This is a genomic window from Mesorhizobium sp. M7A.F.Ca.CA.002.15.2.1, from assembly GCF_003998715.1.
In the GTDB taxonomy this organism is placed as follows: Bacteria; Pseudomonadota; Alphaproteobacteria; order Rhizobiales; family Rhizobiaceae; genus Mesorhizobium; species Mesorhizobium ciceri.
Genome location: NZ_RZPI01000037.1, coordinates 1 through 17,188, shown reverse-complemented (window position 1 = coordinate 17,188; position 17,188 = coordinate 1). Strand labels below are relative to the sequence as shown.

The following is a 17,188-nucleotide window of genomic DNA, read 5'->3' as shown; positions in this document are numbered from 1 at the left end:
TTGCAGCTGCCGCACCGCTTCCTCCATGCGCAGCGTGTTCCAGTAGACATTGGGCGTCAGATTGGTCTGTTCCTTGAACAAAGCGAAGAAATGCGGTCGCGACAGGCCGACGCTGCGCGCCACGTCGTCGAAGCAGATGCGCTCGCAGACATTGGCTCTCATCAACTGGATTGCCTTGCGGACACGAAAATCCTGCATGGTGTTGATGCGGACACGGGCCTCCTGCGGCGCCGAGGCGTCGGCGGCGTCGAGCACGCTATCGATGAAACGCTCGATCTCGTAGTTGGCGATATCGTCGACGCTCTCATTGTCGCTGAGGTGGTCGAGCAGATTGGCGGCGGCCTGATGCAGCCACGGTTCCAGCGTGATCGCGGCTTGTGAAAACAGCGGCGCCGACGAAGGCAGGTCGCGGCGGCGCCGCGCCCAGTCGGGATCGATGTAGAAGGCGAGAAACAGACCGGGCGTCCCGTTTTGCGACAGAACATGGCTGTGCGGCTGGAAGGAGTTGATGCCGGCGGCCGTTCCAGGCCCAAGCCGGACGGTCTCGCGGCCGATGGTCATTTCGCCGGCCGTACCTTCCAGCCAGATGATGAGATGGGCCTCGACATGGGCATGGGTGACGAAGTCGCTTGCGACATTCAGGATAGAAACATGTCCGAACCGGCCCCAGTAGAGCCTGATCGCTTCCGTCATGGGTATATCCTCCCGCAGGCGACTGGCCTCCCTTCGCCTGCAGTGGGGATTGTGCGGCCGAGTTCGGGGCCGCGTCAAGACGCGCGCGGGCGGCGAGGGCGAATGACGGCCAGTGAGGCCGGATTTTCAGACTGAGCGATACGCACTGGAACGAATGGCGGTCGGGAGAATTGCCAACCTCAAACCGAAGCCGTCATGCCGCCATCGACATACAGCGTATGGCCGTTGACGAAGGACGAGGCATCTGACGCCAGAAACACGGCGGCGCCGATCAACTCGTCGACATTGCCCCAGCGCCCGGCCGGCGTGCGCTTTTCCAGCCAGGCGGAAAATTCGGGATTGTCGACCAGCGCCTGGTTCATCTCGGTGCGGAAATAGCCGGGCGCGATCGCATTGATCTGCAGGCCGTGTTTGGCCCAATCGGCGCACATGCCCCTTGTCAGGTTGCGGATCGCGCCCTTGGTGGCGGTGTAGGGCGCGATGTTCGGCCTTGCCAGTTCGCTCTGCACCGAACCGACGTTGATGATCTTGCCCTTGCCGCGCGGGATCATGTGGCGGGCGACCGCCTTGGCTGCATGGAAGGCGCCCGACACATTGGTCTTGAACAGGCGCTCCCATTGCTCCTCGGGAAAGTCCTCGAGCGGGGCGCGGAATTGTATGCCGGCATTGTTGATGAGGATGTCGATGGCGCCGATCTCGGCCTCGATGCGGGCAATGTCCTCATTGACCGCCTGAAAATCGGTGACGTCGAATACCGAGGCGTGCGCCTTGAAGCCGGCGTTGCGCAGCTTTTCGACGGCGCTGTCGATCCTGGCGGCGTCGCGGCCGTTCAGCACCACGCTTGCCCCATGTTCGGCCAGGCCCCGAGCCAGCGCGAAGCCGATGCCCTGGCCGGAGCCGGTCACCAGCGCCAGCCGGCCCTCGAGGCTGAACAGGGAGTTGGCCATCAAACCGTCTTTTGTTTGACCATGATCTCCGGACAAACGGTTCCGTTTGTCCGAGAAAACCGGTTTCCACTTTTCGGGATCATGGTTCTAGTCGCTGCGGCGGAAATTGCGGATGCGGTCGAACAGCACCGCCAGCAGGATGGCGCCGCCGATGAAGACGCCTTGCCAGAAGGCATTGATGCCGAGCAGGCCGAGACTGTTGCGGATCACCTCGATCAGGGCCGCGCCGACGATGGCGCCGAAGGCGGTGCCGACGCCGCCGGCCAGATTGGCGCCGCCGATGACGGTGGCGGCGATTACCTGCAGCTCCATGCCGGTGCCGAGATTGGTGGTGACGGCACCCAGCCAGCCGGTCTGGATGATGCCCGCAATGCCCGCCGACAGCGCCGAGATCATGTAGACGGCAACCTTGATCTGGCGCACCGGAACGCCGGTCAGCGTTGCCGCGTGCTCATTGCCGCCGATGGCGAAGATATGGCGGCCGAACTTGGTCCAGCGCAGGATGAAGCCGGTGATCAGCGCCAGAAGGATCATGTAAAGCACCGGGTTGGCGATGCCGAACACCCAGGCGCCGCCGCCCAATGACAGAAGCTTGGCATGGTCCGGCCCGAACTGGAAGACCACCGTGTTGTTGGAGGCGACCATGGCGAGGCTTCGGGCGATCGACAGCATGCCGAGCGTCACCACGAAGGGTGGAAAGCCGAGATAGGCGATCAGCACGCCGTTGAAGGCGCCAATGGCGAGCGCGGTGGCAATCGAGGCCAGGATGCCGACCTCGATCGAGTAGCCGGCATGCATGGTGACGGCCAGCACCATCGACGACAGGCATAGCACCGAGCCGACCGACAGGTCGATGCCGCCGGTGATGATGACGAAGGTCATGCCGAGCGCGATGATGGCGACGAAGGTGATGTTGCGGGTGATGTTGTAGAGGTTCTTCGAGGTGGCGAAAGCGTCGGTGGCAAACGACAGGAACACGCAGGCAAGGATGACCGCGATCACCACCCAGAAAGTCTGGCTGGCAAACAGTCTCGCGGCCAAGGATTGCTGCTTATGCTCGATCGGCTGGTCAATTGTCAGTGCCATCGTCGACCTTCATCTGCTGTGCGTGGTGGAATTCGCTTGAAATCAAACCTGTTCGATAGCGCCGGTGATCAGCCCGGTGACTTCCTCGGGCGAGCTCGACGCAATCGTCTTGTCGGCGACCTTGCGCCCGCGCCGCATGACGATGACGCGGTCGGCGACGGTGAACACGTCAGGCATGCGGTGGCTGATCAGAACGACGGCGATGCCCTGATCGCGCAAATGGCGGATAAGGTTCAGCACTTCGGCGACCTGGCGCACCGAGATCGCCGCCGTCGGTTCGTCCATCAGCACGATCTTGGCCTGCGACAGCATGGTGCGGGCAATCGCCACCGCCTGGCGCTGGCCGCCCGACATCTGCTTGACGAGGTCGCGCGGACGGGTCTCGGACTTCAATTCGGCGAAGAGCTGGCCGGCACGCTTGTACATCGAGGCATAGTCGAGGATCCGGAACGGCCCGACGCCGCGCCGCAACTCACGGCCGAGATAGACATTGGCGGCGGCAGTCAGATTGTTGCAGAGCGCAAGGTCCTGGTGGACGATCTCGATGCCGTGCTGGCGGGCTTCCGCCGGCTTGTGCAGGATCAATTCCTTGCCGTCCATGTGCATGGTGCCATGGCTCGGGCGGAAATTGCCAGCGATCATCTTGACCAGCGTCGACTTGCCGGCGCCGTTGTCGCCCATCAGGCCGACCACCTGTCCGGGCTCGATCGACAGCGAAACGTCGTTGACGGCCTGGATGGCGCCGAAATGCCTTGAGATGTTGGTGAGTTCGAGAACCGCCACCAGCCTTTGCCTCCCCGTGCTTTGCGACCTGCAGCTGTTACCGGCGTGGATGCCGACGCTGCTTTGGCCTCGCTCTCCCCGGCTCCTCCCGAAGACGGCGTTAGCGTTCTTTTACGCAAAAGCCGGCGCACGTCAATCAATTGTCGGACGAATTGGGCCAGGACTATTTTAAAAATCCGTTTTGTAGGACAAATAGCATTGACGTTGGCGCCAAGCCGATATTAGCTAAGCGTCGGAGGAGATTATGCCGATCCCCGCTGGCGGTCGCCGGCCGGAATTGGCGGAGGTTTGACGGTCCAGGATCCGGCGGCACCTGTGTGTGAGCTGATCTGAAGCCGAATCTGGAAATGCTTATCGATCTGTCCTGGCGACACGAGCGCTCGCGAAACGACCCTCGGTCATCACGCATCCGGTCGATCTGTATGGCGGGCACGCCGTGTCCGTTTGTTTCAAGGGAGGACTGACATGAGGAAAACACTTTTGCTCGCCGCCGTCGCCGCCATGGCGTTGGGTGCCGGGCCGGCTTTGGCCAAGAAACAGCTCGTCATTGTCGTGAAAGGTCTCGACAATCCGTTCTTCGAGGCCATCCACCAGGGCTGCGAGAAATGGAACAAGGAAAACGCCAGCTCGGAATATGAATGCTTCTACACCGGTCCGGCGTCGACTTCGGACGAGGCCGGCGAGGCGCAGATCGTCCAGGACATGCTGAGCAAGGCCGACACGGTGGCGATGGCGATCTCGCCGTCCAACGCGCCGCTGATCGCGCAGACGATCAAGAGTGCCAATCCGTCGATCCCGATCATGACGGTCGATGCCGATCTCAGCAAGGAAGACGCAGGTCTTCGCAAGACCTATCTCGGTACCGACAATTACCTGATGGGCAAGAAGATCGGCGAGTACATCAAGAAGGGCAAGCCGAATGGTGGCACGATCTGCACCATCGAAGGCAACCCGGCAGCCGACAACATCCTGCGCCGTGCGCAAGGCATGCGTGACGCACTGTCGGGCAAGGAGGGCCTCGCCGCACTTGCCGGTGAAGGTGGCTGGACCGAAGTCGCCGGCTGCCCGGTGTTCACCAACGACGATGGCGCCAAGGGCGTGCAGGCGATGACCGACATCCTCGCCGCCAACCCCAAGCTGGACGCCTTCGGCATCATGGGCGGTTGGCCGCTGTTCGGCGCGCCGCAGCCCTATCGCGATCTGTTCGGACCGCTCAAGGACCGGATCGCCAGCAACGACTTCGTCATCGGCGCTGCCGACACGATCGGCGACGAGATTGCGATCGCTCGTGACGGCCTTGTAACGGCTCTGGTCGGCCAGCGGCCGTTCGAAATGGGCTACAAGGCACCGTCGGTGATGATCGACCTGATCGAAGGCAAGGCGGTCGCCGATCCGGTGTTCACCGGCCTCGACGAGTGCACCAAGGATACGGTCGACACCTGCATCCAGAAGTAGGTTCTCGATTTCGGGGCGCCCGGCTGCGGGCGCCCCGTCATTCCTGGACGGAAGCGATAATTCCCGAACGGACGCAATGGTTGGGGCAACCGGCTCCGGCTTTGCTGCGCCCGTGATCTGGATTTTTCGGCAACGAGATCGGCGCCCGTGCGGTTCGGACCAGTCCGGACGACAGACGGTCGACGCATTGGAACGTGGATGCCGGACGAGAAGTCAAGCAAGCGAACCGACCGGGCCAAGGCACAAGCCAGCCACGGCCCGGCTGTCATGCGCAAGGCCGGTGCCGCGCATTTTGCGGGAGCGAGCGTCCATGTCTCGCTGGCCGGCGAGATCGGCCTGCGGATCGTGCGTGGCGACTATCCGCCCGGCACCATCCTGCCCAACGAGTCCAGATGGGCCGAGATCTTCAATGTCAGCCGTTCGGCGGTGCGCGAAGCCATCAAGATGCTGATGGCGAAAAGCCTGTTGGCCTCACGCCCCAAGATCGGCAGCTGGGTCGAGCCGAAGGAGCGCTGGAACCTGCTCGACCGCGACGTGCTGGCCTGGTACGCGACGGCGCCCGACCGCGAGGCGTTCCTGCGAACCGTGCAGGAGTTTCGTCATATCATCGAGCCGGAAGCATCGGCCTTTGCAGCCATACGGCGCAGTGACGAGCAAATGGCGGAAATCAGCCAGGCCTGCCGCGAGATGGGCGAAGCCTTGAGCCTGCAGGAGCGTATCCGCGCCGATACGCGCTTTCATCTGGCCATCCTGCGCGCCTCCGGCAACGACCTTCTGGTGCCGCTCGGCGTGCTGATCGAGTCGGCGCTCGACCATCTTTTCGCATTCACGACACAGCAGGTCGCCGATCAGCGCCAGGCGCAGAAGCTGCATGAGGCGATCGAAAAGAACATCCGCCTGCAGCGCCCGGCCGCCGCGCGCAACGCCGTGCACAAGCTGCTTGCGGATACCGATGAAGGGATCGGGCGCTGGAGGCGGTGATCGGCGCCTGCGTTGGGCAATCGGTTAAATGGTCTGCTTCTTGCCATCCTTCATCGGCATCAGGTCGACGCCGTTCACCTTCCCGATATGCGTTGCCAGCATCGGTACGAATTGCTCGGCCGGGCCGGTTGCGTGGGCACCGGCGAAGGCGTTCTTGGTGGCGTTGCCGAGCGGGTTGGCAATGCCGGCCGCACCCGCCATCGATTCCAGATAGGTCAGGTCCTTGAAGGCGTTGGCGATGGTGAATTTGTGCGCGTCGCGGTCACCTTCCAGCGTCCAGCGCATGAAGGTCTGGTAGAAGCCGCAATCCATGCGGCCATTGCGGATGACGCTGTCGAAGCGCGGCGGCGAGATGCCGACCTTCTCAGCCAGTGCCAGTGCCTCGGAATAGATCGCGGCGTAGCCGAGCGAGATGAAATTGTTGAGCAGCTTCATGCGATGGCCATCGCCGGTGTCGCCGATATGGACGATGCGGCCGGCCCAGGTTTCGATTACCGGTTTCACCCTGGCAAAGAGGGTGTCCGGCGCGCCGACCATGGCGTCGAGTGTGCCTTCCCAGGCTTCCTTCGGCGTGCGGCTGAGCGGTGCGTCGACAAAATCGATGCCGAGCGCCTTGAGTTCAGCGGCAAGCGCAATGGTCGAGACGGGGTCGGAGGTCGAGCAGTCGACGACGACGGAACCTTTCTTCAAACCCTCCTTGAGGCCGCCCGGGCCGCGAATGATGGCTTCGACCTCGCGCGAACCGGTGACGCAGATGAAGACGATTGTCGATGCCGCCGCCACATCGCGCGAGGTCGATGCTTCGGTGGCGCCGCGGCCAAGCAGGTCTTCCGCCGGCTTGCGGTTCTTGCGGCCGAGAAAGGTCAGGCTGTAGCCCTTGTCGACGATGTTCTTGGCGATCCCGTGGCCCATCAGGCCAAGCCCGATGAAGCCGATCTTTTCGCTCGCGGCAGTCGTGTTCATGTCTTCAAGTCCTGTTGCAATGATTGATGTCAGGCGCTGCCGTTTTGCAGGCGAGGGTGGTTGCGGATGGCGATATTGTCTGACAATACACATAAATTCCTGAGGATGTGGAGAGCAAAATGACGAAGCGGATCATGTTCACCGGCGGCAGCGGCAAGGCCGGACGCCATGTCGTCCAGTATCTGGTCGAGCAAGGCTGCCAGGTGCTCAACATCGACACCAGGCCGCTCGACAACCCCAAGGTGCGCACGCTGATCACCGACATCACCGACAGCGGGCAGGTGTTCAACGCACTGTCGAGCTATATGGGCCTGCATGAATTCGACCCCTCGCTGCGTCCGCAGCCGGTCGATGCGGTGGTGCATTTCGCCGCCATCCCGCGCATCATGATCACCACCGACAACGAGGTGTTCCGCATCAATGCGCTCGGCACCTACAATGTCATCGAGGCGGCAGTTAAGCTCGGTATCCGAAAGGTAATCATCGCCTCCAGCGAGACCACCTATGGGCTGGTCTTCGCCAACGAGCCGCGCGATCCAAAATATTTCCCGCTCGACGAGGAGTATGACGTCGATCCGATGGACAGCTATGCCTTGTCCAAGGTCGTCAACGAGAAGACGGCGCGGGCCTTCGCGCAGCGCAACGGCACCGACATTTATGCCCTGCGCATCGGCAACGTCATCGAGCCGCACGAACATTCGCTGTTTCCGAAATGGTTCGCCGATCCGGGTTTCCGCAAGCGCATCGCCTGGAGCTATGTCGACGCGCGCGACCTTGGCCAGATCACGCTGCGCGCCATAGAGAAGGACGGGCTCGGCTATCAGGTGTTCAACGCGGCCAATGACGACACCTCGTCCGACCTGCCGACAGCCGAACTCTTGAAGCGGTTCTACCCCGGCGTGCCGGTCAAGGCCGAACTCGGCGAATACGAGACGCTGCTCTCCAACCGCAAGGCGCGTGACGTGCTGGGCTTCCGCCCGGAGCATAGCTGGCGCAAATACGTCAAGCAGGCCTAGGCATGTCGACACTCAGGTGATGCCGGCCTGCGAATGACGGCTTTCTGCGCTTCCGCCTTCGCCGGCCGAAGCACTTATGAGTGGTCGTGGCAGTCAAGGCTACGGCCGGCGTAGGCCGATGCTCACGTACCCAAAAGTACGCTGCGCTCCGGTTCTCGAAATCCGTCATTCTCGGCTCGGCCTGACCTGAATATCGACATGCCAATCAAGCGGCGGATCGGGGCTGATCTGTGCACAGCGGGCAGCTTTGCGATGCAAGCCGCTTGCTGCGCTTGACAGCCTGCTTAATACGGACTTTCTGGACCCCATGCGGGACGCGAAGCCGAACAAGGAAAAATCGTTGGGGAAAGCGGCCTCCGGGGACCGTCCGGGCGGCGTTCGCCGGGCGGACGCCGCGCGTATTCCCGGCTCCAGCGTCCACGCCTCGCTGGCCAGTGAAATCGGCCTCAGGATCGTGCGCGGCGATTATCCGCCTGGCACCATCCTGCCCAATGAAGCGAAATGGTCGGAGACCTTCAGCGTCAGCCGCTCGGCGGTGCGCGAAGCGATCAAGATGCTGATGGCCAAGAGCCTTTTGGCCTCACGTCCCAAGATCGGCAGCTGGGTCGAGCCGAAGGAACGCTGGAACCTGCTCGATCGCGATGTGCTGGCCTGGTACGCGACGTCGCCGGACCGCGAAGTGTTCCTCAAGACGGTGCAGGAATTCCGCCATATCATCGAGCCGGAAGCGACCGCGTTCGCCGCGATGCGAAGAACCGACGAGCAGATGGCCGAGATCAGCCTGGCCTGCCGTGAGATGGGCGCGGCGACGAGCCTGCAGGAGCGGACCCGCGCCGACACGCGCTTCCATCTCGCCATCCTGCGGGCTTCGGGCAACGACCTGCTGGTGCCGCTCGGCGTACTGATCGAATCCGCCTTCGATCATCTCTTTGCCTATACGACACGGGAGATCGACGATCTCAACCACGCGCAGAAGCTGCACGAGGCGATCGAGAAGAACATCCGCCTGCAGCGCCCCGACGCGGCGCGCAATGCTGTGCGCAAATTGCTCGCCAACACAGACGGCGTCATCCGCGCCCGGTAAGGCCGGACCGGCCGCTAATCATCCTTGTCCCGTCCGAAGGCGCTGCGCAGTTCGTCCTTGGCGTCCTCAAGCACTTTTTTGCGCGCGGCAGGCAAGTTCTTGCCGGCGCGGTTGATGTAAAAATTCAGCATCGACATGGCGGATTGGAAAGGCTCGGCCTTGCGCCTGTGGCTGTGTTCGGCGGATCGTTTCAGCGAGGCGGCGATCTTCCTGGCGTCGTCGGATTCGAAGACGTGATCCTCAAGATCCATTGCGTTGCTGTGCTCGGTCACCTCGGCCGACCATTTTTTCCTGGTGGCGGTCATCGCAGGACTCCTTTGCGGGGTGGGTTGCCGGGAAACTCCGCACATCGGTATCGGTTCCGCCCTGGCTCTGGAGCCACGGATTTGCCCGCTGTGGCGCTGCTGCGGCCTGAGAATGCGCCGATAGTGGCGCAAACGGCAGCCGATCTCCGAGACCGCCGACAGGAAACGCCTTGACCCGAACCGACAGCCTCCAGCCCGGCCCCGGCATCGACAGCTCCTATGCCTGGATGCGGCTTGCCATCTCGATGCTGCTGGCGACGATCGGCGCCGTGGGCATGTGGGCTGTCGTCGTCGTGCTGCCCGCCGTGCAGGCCGAGTTCGGCGTCGACCGCGCCGCGGCGTCCATGCCTTACACGGCGACCATGGTCGGTTTCGCCGCCGGCAACGTGCTGGTCGGCCGCGCCATCGACCGGATGGGTTACTGGATCCCGGCGCTGATCTCTTCGATTGCGCTTTCCGCGGGCCTGCTGCTCGCGGCGCTGTCGACCTCGATCCTGCAATTCACGCTTGCCCAGGGGGTGCTGATCGGTATCGGCACGTCGGTGATCTTCGGGCCGCTGATCGCCGATATCTCGCACTGGTTCAACCGCCGTCGCGGTGTTGCGGTCACGGCGGCGGCGGCCGGCAATTACCTTGCCGGGGCGTTGTGGCCGACCATCATGCCGACGCTGATGAAGGCGGAGGGCTGGCGCTTCACCTATGCGGCAATCGGCATCTTCTGCCTGGTGACAATGGTGCCGCTGGTGCTGATGCTGCGGCGCGGTGCCCCGGCGGCGGCCGTCGCGGGTTCGCCCGGAAGCCGGTCGGTGCAGCCGATCTCGCTGTCGCCGGCGGCCTTGCAGGTGCTGCTGGTCGTCGCCGGGCTCGGCTGCTGCGTGGCGATGTCGATGCCGCAAGTGCATATCGTCGCCTATTGCATGGACCTTGGCTACGGCGTCGCACATGGCGCCGACATGCTGTCGATCATGATGGCGGGCGGCGTCGTCAGCCGGCTGGCGTCCGGCTTCCTCGCCGACCGTATCGGCGCCGTGTGGACATTGATGATCGGCTCGGTCCTGCAGTGCCTGTCGCTGCTGTTCTACATCCCGTTCGACGGGCTTGCCTCGCTCTATGTGGTGTCACTGGTGTTCGGCTTGTCGCAGGGCGGCATCGTGCCTTGCTACGCGATCATCGTGCGCGATTATATGCCGGCCAGAGAGGCCGGCCAGCGTATCGGCATCGTCATGATGGCGACCATCTTCGGCATGGCGATCGGCGGCTGGATGTCGGGCTGGATCTACGATTTGACCGGCTCTTATGCGGCTGCGTTCCTGAACGGCATTGCCTGGAATATTTTGAATATACTGGCGATCGTTCTGTTATTGTGGCGGTCGCGGCGATCATTGACGGTTGCAGCTTAAGCCTTATTCCGGGCGCACAAAATGCATCTCGATCTTCACGGTAAGCCCATTCTTCTAACAATAGCGGTGTGGGCCTGCGCCGCGGGATGCCTCGCAGGCGCCGCCGCAATTTTCTATTCGATTATCCTGGTGCTCGGCAGAACCGGGGCGCTTGTAGACACTACTGAGGAAAGATCACTTGGTTGGAGCGAGCGAGCCGGCCGCAGGAATAGCCGTTTCAACAGATTTCTTGTTGCTGACGAATTCCGATCGCTTCGCAAGCTCCTGTTTGGAGCATGGGCCGGATTTTTAGTCTCGTTTGGTCTTCTTTCTCTGCTGATTTTTCTCTTTGGGGAGCGGACATTGACCTAGCGTCGAGAAGGAAGCGCGCGGATAAATATCCCACTTTGACCAACATATGACGGCTGCGGGCGCGATGGCTTCCGATCTGTATCTTGCGAGGACTCGATTTTGACCAAGCCGCGCACGCGCCGGGGCGGCGGCCGCCCGACCATCGCGGATGTCGCGCGCAAGGCCGGTGTCGGCGCCATCACCGTGTCGCGCGCCCTGCGTGAGCCGGAGCGTGTCTCCGAAGAGTTGCGCCGCCAGATCCAGGCCGCTGTCGACGAACTGGGCTACGTGCCGGACCCGAATGCCCGGGCGCTGGCCTCGGCGCGCGCCGAGGTGTTCGGCGTGCTGGTGCCGTCGCTTACCAACAACGTCTTCGCCGAGGTGGTGCGCGGCATCTATGACAGCCTGTCGGCCAGCCCGTTCCGCATCCAGCTTGGCAACACCCACTATTCCGGCCTCGAGGAAGAGCGGCTGCTGCAGCTGTTCGGTTCGCAACGGCCAGCGGCGCTGATCGTCGCCGGCATCGATCAGACGCCGGCTTCGCGAAAGCTGCTGGAAAGTGCCGGCTGCCCTGTGGTGCAGGTGATGGAAACCGGTCCCGATCCGGTCGACATGATGGTCGGCTTCTCGCATCTCGATGGCGGGAGGGCGGCGACCGAGCATCTGATCGAGGCCGGCTATCGCCGCATCGGCTTCATCGGCGCGCGCATGGATCCGCGTTCGCAGCGGCGCCTTGCCGGCTATCGCGCGGCGATGGAGGCCGCGGGCCTGTTCGACCCGCGCCTCGTCACCACCACGCCGGTGCTGTCCAGCGTGTCGCTCGGCCGCGAGATGTTCCGCGACGCGCTGGCCAAGGTGCCGACACTCGACGGGGTGTTCTGCAACAATGACGACATCGCGCTCGGCGTCTTGTTCGAATGCCATCGCGCCTCGATCGCGGTGCCGAAGACGATCGGCATCGTCGGTTTCAACGATCTCGACATGATGCAGGTGGCGTTTCCTTCGGTCACCAGCATCCGCACCCATCGTTATGAGATCGGCCGGCGTGCCGTCGCCATGGCGCTTGCTGCGATCGCCGGCAAAAGACCGGAGCAACGGATCGTAGATCTCGGTTTCGAGCTCAAGCGCCGCGAGAGCACGGCGCGTTGAAACGCACAGAAGCGACTGTGCGAATGCCGGTTTACACGCCGATTTGGTAGCGCTACCATCTCCTACAGGCAGTTGCATGAACGATAGGTCGCACCTGTTTATTATACATAAGCGACAACTAATACTTGTTTATTATGGATAATATGATAGTTTTCGCCCCGCTGGCGGCGACAAGGGAGGTACCGGGTCGGCCATCACGGGCGGCCGAGGAAGCGCATGGCAAGGCGGGAGGTGCCGGTCCATCGCGCGAAAAATTCGCATTGCGAAACGAACAATCAGAACTGCAATCGGGAGGATTATCGATGATCAAGTCACTCGTTGGTGGCGTCGTTGCCGCCACTGCATTCGTCATGCTCAATTCGGCCGCCATGGCCGCCGGACCCGAAATCGTGTCGGGTCCCGCCGCTCAGGCGGACTGTTTCGCGCCGTGGAGCGCAGAGACCAAATTCTTCAAATATCCCAAGAAGGAAGGGCCGTTCCGCATCGCCTTCGCCAATGGCTATATCGCCAACACCTGGCGCATCCAGATGGTGCAGACGGCCAAGGCCTACGCCGCGCAACCTGAAGTCAAAGCCAAGATCAAGGAATTCAAGGTCGTCTCGACGGGCGAGGACGTGCCGGCACAGATCTCGGCGATCAACAATTTCATCGATTCCGGCTATGACGCCATCGTCACCGACGCCCAGAACCCGACGGCCTTCGGTCCGGTCATCAAGCGTGCCAAGGAAGCGGGCATCGTGCTGGTCGCCTTCGACAACATTCTCGATACCAAGGACGCCATCAACGTCAATGTCGATCAGAAGGGTCTTGGCGAATTGTGGGCCAAGTGGCTGGTCGGCAAGATACCGAACGGCGGCAAGATCCTGGAAGTGCGCGGCGTCGCCGGCACCTCCGTCGACACCGATCGTCACAACGGCATCCACGAGGTGTTCGATGCGTCCGGCAAGAAGTGGGACGTGACCGAAGTCGCCGGCAAATGGGATGACGGCGTGGCACAGAAGGTGACCGCGGATGCGATCGCCACCAACGGTCCGTTCGACGGCATCACCGGGCAGGGCGGCGACACGGGCATCGTGCAGGCGATGATCGACGCCAAGCATCCGTTCGTGCCGTTTGGCGGCGAGACCGAGAACGGCTTCCGCAAGTTCTGCGCCGCGCATTCAGCCGACGGGCTGAAGTGCTCGTCCGCGGGCTCGGGCCCGGCTCAGGTCGCCGTCGCCATCAAGACCGCGATCGCCGCACTCGAAGGCGAAGTCGTGCCACAAGAGGTGAAGCTGCCGCTGGCGATCGCCGAAGACCCGAACATGAAGGAAGGCACGGATTACTTCCCCAAGGAATCCGACAATTTCTTCGTCGGCAATTCCTTCCCGACCTGCGGCATCAATTTCAGCGCCCAGGAAATCATGGGTCAGACCAAGGAAAACCAGTAAATCATCGCTGGCTGTCACCTGGCGCCGCGGCTTGAGCCGCGGCGTTTGTCTCAATTCCACAATCGCCCTGGGAGGGCCGATGGACGGTGCGGCTCCGCTCTTTCGTATGGAAGGCATATCCAAGCGCTATGGCGGTGTACGCGCGCTGGAGAAGGCCGAGCTTGTTGTCGAAGCCGGCAGCATTCACGCCATTCTCGGTGAAAACGGCGCCGGCAAATCGACGCTGATCAAGGTCATGGCAGGTGTCGTGGCGCCCGATGAGGGGCGCATGACTCTGGATGGGCGCGAGGCGACCTTCGCCTCTCCGGGTGCCGCCAATAAGGCCGGCATCGTCTGCATCTTCCAGGAACTGTCGCTGGTCCCCGAGCTAAGCGTTGCCGACAACATAGTCATTTCCGACCCGCCCAAACGCTTCGGCATGATCGACCGCAAGGCGCAACGCCGCATCGCCGAAGAAGCACTTGCTCGTGCCGGCGCCGCCGACATCCACCCGCTGGCGCTGGTCAAGGACCTGCCATTGTCGCGCCGGCAGATGGTCGAGATCGCCAAGGCATTGGCACGCAAGCCGCGCATCCTCATCCTCGACGAGGCGACCTCCGCGCTGACTGCCGCGGATGTCTCGAAGATCTTCGCGGTGCTGAAGCGGCTGCGCGCGGAAGGGCTGGCGCTGCTTTACATCTCGCACCGCATGAACGAGATCGCCGAACTGGCGGACCAGTGCACGGTGTTCCGCAACGGCCGCAATGTCGCCAGCTATCCAGCCGGCTCGAAGAGTGACAATGAGGTGGTCGAACTGATGATCGGCCGCGAATACAGCCATATCTTTCCGCCCAAGCCGACGGCCGTGCCTGCCGCCGCGGCCCCCAGGCTCGAGGCCCGCAAGCTCTCATGGGCCGACCGGCTGCACGACATCTCGCTGACCGTCAGGGCAGGTGAGGTGGTCGGCCTTGGCGGCCTCGACGGCCAGGGCCAGCGCGAATTGCTGCTCTCCTTCTTCGGCGTGCTGCGCGGCCTCAGCGGCCAGATCCTGATCGACGGCAAGCCTGTGTCGATCACCAGTCCATCCGTTGCGCGCGACGACGGCATCGGCATGGCGCTCATTCCCGAGGACCGCAAGACCGAAGGGCTGATGCTGCCGATGACGGTGCGCGAGAACCTGTCCTTCGCCGCGCTCGACCGGTTGTCGAAAGCCGGCATCATCGACCGTGCCGCCGAGCAGCGGCTGATCGACGACATGGTCGGTCTTTTGGCGATCAAGACGGCGGGCCTCGACATTCCGGTCGGCGCGCTTTCGGGCGGCAACCAGCAGAAGGTGGTCATCGCCAAATGGCTGATGCGCCAGCCGCGCATCATCCTGCTCAACGATCCGACGCGCGGCATCGACGTCGGCACCAAGCAGGAGCTGTACCAGCTGATGCGCAAACTGGCCGACGCGGGTGCTGCGATCCTGTTCTACTCGACCGACTATGACGAGCTGATCGGCTGCTGCGACCGTGTGCTTGTGCTCTATGACGGGGCGGTCAAGCGCGAGCTGGTCGGCGCCGAGATCACCGAGCGGGCGCTGATATCAAGCGCGCTCAACATCCATGGCGAGGAGAGCCGGGTGGGCCTGGGAGTGGGCGCATGAAGGATTGGCGCTACTGGCTGGCCGAGCAGCGCGGAACGCTGCTGGCGTTCGGCATCTTCATCGTCATGTTCGTCATCTACACCTCGAACCATCCGGCCGGCTTCACCGCCAATGTGGTGCAGACGGCGGCCAACAAGGGCGTGCTGCTCGCCTTCGTCGCCATGGCGCAGACGCTGGTGGTGATCACCGCCGGCATCGACCTGTCCGTCGGCATGATTTTTCTCCTCACCAACTGCCTGGCTTCGTGGCTGGTGGTGGGAACGCCGATGCAGACGACGCTCGGCGTCATCGCCGTGCTGGCGGTGGGACTGCTGTGCGGCGCCATCAACGGCGCCATCGTCATCTATGGCCGGCTGCAGCCGATTGTCGCCACCATTGCCACAGGCGCCGTCTATTACGGCATCGGCCTGTTGCTGCGGCCATTTCCGGGCGGCTCGGTCAATGAGGACCTGGCCGATGCGCTGACCGGTCGTGTGTTCGGCGTGGTGCCGGCAAGTCTCGTCGTGCTGCTGGCCATCGTGCTGGTGATCTGGGTGCCGTTCAGCCGCTCGGTGCTTGGCCGCGCCGCCTACGCGGCAGGCTCATCGGAGACGGCGGCCTACATGTCGGGTGTGCCGATCCGGCGCGGCAAGTTCGCCGCCTACACGCTGGCCGGCCTGCTGGCGGCGATCGGCGGATTGTTCCTGACCTTCTTCACCTATACGGGTGAGGCGGCCTATGCCAGCGGCAACTCCTACACGCTGTTTTCGATCGCCGCCGTGGTGCTCGGCGGGGTTTCGCTGTTCGGCGGCAAGGGCAGCGCCATCGGCGCCATCTTCGGCGCACTGGCTTTCCGCACGATCGGCGACCTGTTGTTCGTCTTCGATTTCGATCCGCTCTGGCAGCCGCTGTTCCAGGGCGTTATCCTGCTGGTCGCCGTCAGCCTCGGCGCCTTCGCCCTGTTTCGGGTCCGCAACCGGCTGGAGTGGTTCCTGTGAGCGAAACGACGCTTGGCGGCATTGCCGGCCGCATGCCAAGATTCATCCGCCGCGCCGATCCGGCGGTGCTGACGGCCTTTGCCTGCATCGTGCTTTTGCTGTTCTTCGGCAGCCTCTATTCCAGAAGCTTCCTGTCGCCTGAATATCTCCTGCAGCAGCTCAAGGTGGCTTCATTCCTCGGCGTTATCGCGACAGGCATGATGCTGGTCATCCTGCTCGGCCAGATCGACCTGTCGGTGCCGTGGGCGGTGGCGGCGGGCGCCATGATGGCCTGCGCCGCGGCGGCGTACGGCCCGGTCGGCGTGGCGTTGGCCATCCCGTTCGGCATCATCTGCGGCATGCTGATCGGCGTCGTCAACGGCATCGGCGTCGCCTATCTGCGCATCCCCTCGATGATCATCACATTGGCCACCAACGCTGTCGCGCAAGGGCTGATGGTGGTCTACACCGGCGGCTTCTCGCCGCAGGATTCGGCGACGGGCGCGATGCGCTACCTGGCGACCGGTTTCGCCATTCCGGGCGTGCCCAACGCCGTCATCATCTGGGCGCTGATCGGGGCCGCGATGGTGTTCGTGCTGACGCGGACCGGCTTCGGCCGCACCGTCTACGGCATCGGCAACCGCGAGCGCGCGGCCTATCTCTCCGGCATCGACACAAGGCGCGTGGTGATGATCGCCTTCGCCGTCTCCGGTGGGCTCTCGGCTTTCGGCGGCGTGCTTCTGGCCGGCTATGCCTCCAAGGCGGCGCAGTCGATGGGCGACGCTTATCTGCTGCCGTCGATCGCCGCGGTGGTGCTTGGCGGCACCTCGATCTTGGGTGGGCGCGGCTCCTATCTCGGCACTGTCGCCGGTGTCATCCTCATCACTTTGCTGCAATCCATCTTGTCGGTCATGCAGATGCCGGAGGCGGGGCGGCAGATCATCTACGGTGTCGTCATCGTCGCCATGCTGCTGCTCTACGGC

Annotated in this window: 17 protein-coding genes; 11 read left to right on the top strand and 6 right to left on the bottom strand. The window is 63.1% G+C overall.

The features are described from left to right. The 4 genes from ENZ74_RS04330 to ENZ74_RS04315 form a co-directional block, all read right to left on the bottom strand. Positions 1 to 693: AraC family transcriptional regulator (locus ENZ74_RS04330; RefSeq protein ID WP_164760949.1), on the bottom strand; the 693-nt coding region annotated here is incomplete at its 3' end. Between the two features lie 179 nt (positions 694 to 872). Next, entirely contained in the window at positions 873 to 1,640 is a 768-nt protein-coding gene (locus ENZ74_RS04325; protein WP_063168520.1) for an SDR family oxidoreductase, read from the bottom strand. Between the two features lie 87 nt (positions 1,641 to 1,727). Then, entirely contained in the window at positions 1,728 to 2,726 is a 999-nt protein-coding gene (locus ENZ74_RS04320; protein WP_013530853.1) for an ABC transporter permease, read from the bottom strand. A gap of 42 nt (positions 2,727 to 2,768) precedes the next feature. After that, on the bottom strand, positions 2,769 to 3,509 hold the full coding sequence (locus tag ENZ74_RS04315; protein ID WP_013530854.1) for an ATP-binding cassette domain-containing protein: 741 nt from the start codon (positions 3,507 to 3,509) through the stop codon (positions 2,769 to 2,771). A 465-nt stretch (positions 3,510 to 3,974) separates the two neighbouring features. Here ENZ74_RS04315 and ENZ74_RS04310 point away from each other — a divergent pair, with 465 nt between their 5' ends. Beyond that, positions 3,975 to 4,964, top strand: a complete 990-nt coding sequence (locus ENZ74_RS04310) for a sugar-binding protein (protein WP_013530855.1) — start codon at positions 3,975 to 3,977, stop codon at positions 4,962 to 4,964. 198 nt (positions 4,965 to 5,162) lie between these two features. Next, positions 5,163 to 5,945: a FadR/GntR family transcriptional regulator gene (locus tag ENZ74_RS04305; RefSeq protein ID WP_013530856.1), complete on the top strand. Its 783-nt coding sequence runs from the start codon at positions 5,163 to 5,165 to the stop codon at positions 5,943 to 5,945. A 24-nt stretch (positions 5,946 to 5,969) separates the two neighbouring features. On the opposite strand, the gene ENZ74_RS04300 is transcribed toward ENZ74_RS04305, so the two are convergent. Then, a complete protein-coding gene (locus ENZ74_RS04300; protein WP_063168519.1) occupies positions 5,970 to 6,908 on the bottom strand; it encodes an NAD(P)-dependent oxidoreductase in 939 nt (312 codons plus the stop codon). 119 nt (positions 6,909 to 7,027) lie between these two features. On the opposite strand from ENZ74_RS04300, the gene ENZ74_RS04295 reads away from it, so the two are divergent. After that, positions 7,028 to 7,924, top strand: a complete 897-nt coding sequence (locus tag ENZ74_RS04295) for an NAD(P)-dependent oxidoreductase (protein WP_063168518.1) — start codon at positions 7,028 to 7,030, stop codon at positions 7,922 to 7,924. A gap of 307 nt (positions 7,925 to 8,231) precedes the next feature. Further along, positions 8,232 to 9,008 carry a FadR/GntR family transcriptional regulator gene (locus ENZ74_RS04290; RefSeq protein ID WP_024501538.1) on the top strand — a complete coding sequence of 259 codons (777 nt, stop codon included), beginning with the start codon at positions 8,232 to 8,234 and terminating at the stop codon, positions 9,006 to 9,008. A 14-nt stretch (positions 9,009 to 9,022) separates the two neighbouring features. Here the strand turns inward: ENZ74_RS04290 and ENZ74_RS04285 are convergent, their stop codons facing one another. Beyond that, positions 9,023 to 9,313, bottom strand: coding sequence for a DUF3175 domain-containing protein (locus tag ENZ74_RS04285; RefSeq protein ID WP_024501537.1), 291 nt, complete (start codon positions 9,311 to 9,313; stop codon positions 9,023 to 9,025). Between the two features lie 170 nt (positions 9,314 to 9,483). Between ENZ74_RS04285 and ENZ74_RS04280 the strand changes: the two genes are divergently transcribed. The 7 genes from ENZ74_RS04280 to ENZ74_RS04250 form a co-directional block, all read left to right on the top strand. Next, entirely contained in the window at positions 9,484 to 10,713 is a 1,230-nt protein-coding gene (locus ENZ74_RS04280) for an MFS transporter (RefSeq protein ID WP_013530861.1), read from the top strand. Positions 10,714 to 10,734: 21 nt separating this feature from the next. Further along, positions 10,735 to 11,064, top strand: coding sequence for a hypothetical protein (locus tag ENZ74_RS04275; protein WP_063168517.1), 330 nt, complete (start codon positions 10,735 to 10,737; stop codon positions 11,062 to 11,064). Between the two features lie 99 nt (positions 11,065 to 11,163). Then, entirely contained in the window at positions 11,164 to 12,192 is a 1,029-nt protein-coding gene (locus tag ENZ74_RS04270; protein ID WP_024501536.1) for a LacI family DNA-binding transcriptional regulator, read from the top strand. Positions 12,193 to 12,494: 302 nt separating this feature from the next. Beyond that, positions 12,495 to 13,622: a sugar ABC transporter substrate-binding protein gene (locus ENZ74_RS04265; protein WP_013530863.1), complete on the top strand. Its 1,128-nt coding sequence runs from the start codon at positions 12,495 to 12,497 to the stop codon at positions 13,620 to 13,622. Between the two features lie 79 nt (positions 13,623 to 13,701). Further along, entirely contained in the window at positions 13,702 to 15,249 is a 1,548-nt protein-coding gene (locus tag ENZ74_RS04260; RefSeq protein ID WP_063168516.1) for a sugar ABC transporter ATP-binding protein, read from the top strand. Then, positions 15,246 to 16,226, top strand: coding sequence for an ABC transporter permease (locus ENZ74_RS04255; protein ID WP_013530865.1), 981 nt, complete (start codon positions 15,246 to 15,248; stop codon positions 16,224 to 16,226). Before ENZ74_RS04260 ends, ENZ74_RS04255 begins: the two co-directional genes overlap by 4 nt. Continuing rightward, positions 16,223 to 17,188 (top strand): ABC transporter permease (locus ENZ74_RS04250; protein ID WP_164760948.1); only part of this gene is annotated, 966 nt, incomplete at its 3' end. The genes ENZ74_RS04255 and ENZ74_RS04250, both read left to right, overlap by 4 nt.

What these genes read in the sequence shown, in the direction of transcription:
- ENZ74_RS04255 (WP_013530865.1), top strand. Translation starts at nt 15,246, where the DNA reads ATGAAGGATTGGCGCTACTGGCTGGCCGAGCAGCGCGGAACGCTGCTG.
- ENZ74_RS04260 (WP_063168516.1), top strand. Translation starts at nt 13,702, where the DNA reads ATGGACGGTGCGGCTCCGCTCTTTCGTATGGAAGGCATATCCAAGCGC.
- ENZ74_RS04295 (WP_063168518.1), top strand. Translation starts at nt 7,028, where the DNA reads ATGACGAAGCGGATCATGTTCACCGGCGGCAGCGGCAAGGCCGGACGC.
- ENZ74_RS04300 (WP_063168519.1), bottom strand. Translation starts at nt 6,908, where the DNA reads ATGAACACGACTGCCGCGAGCGAAAAGATCGGCTTCATCGGGCTTGGC.
- ENZ74_RS04275 (WP_063168517.1), top strand. Translation starts at nt 10,735, where the DNA reads ATGCATCTCGATCTTCACGGTAAGCCCATTCTTCTAACAATAGCGGTG.
- ENZ74_RS04325 (WP_063168520.1), bottom strand. Translation starts at nt 1,640, where the DNA reads ATGGCCAACTCCCTGTTCAGCCTCGAGGGCCGGCTGGCGCTGGTGACC.
- ENZ74_RS04285 (WP_024501537.1), bottom strand. Translation starts at nt 9,313, where the DNA reads ATGACCGCCACCAGGAAAAAATGGTCGGCCGAGGTGACCGAGCACAGC.
- ENZ74_RS04265 (WP_013530863.1), top strand. Translation starts at nt 12,495, where the DNA reads ATGATCAAGTCACTCGTTGGTGGCGTCGTTGCCGCCACTGCATTCGTC.
- ENZ74_RS04305 (WP_013530856.1), top strand. Translation starts at nt 5,163, where the DNA reads ATGCCGGACGAGAAGTCAAGCAAGCGAACCGACCGGGCCAAGGCACAA.
- ENZ74_RS04310 (WP_013530855.1), top strand. Translation starts at nt 3,975, where the DNA reads ATGAGGAAAACACTTTTGCTCGCCGCCGTCGCCGCCATGGCGTTGGGT.
- ENZ74_RS04320 (WP_013530853.1), bottom strand. Translation starts at nt 2,726, where the DNA reads ATGGCACTGACAATTGACCAGCCGATCGAGCATAAGCAGCAATCCTTG.
- ENZ74_RS04290 (WP_024501538.1), top strand. Translation starts at nt 8,232, where the DNA reads ATGCGGGACGCGAAGCCGAACAAGGAAAAATCGTTGGGGAAAGCGGCC.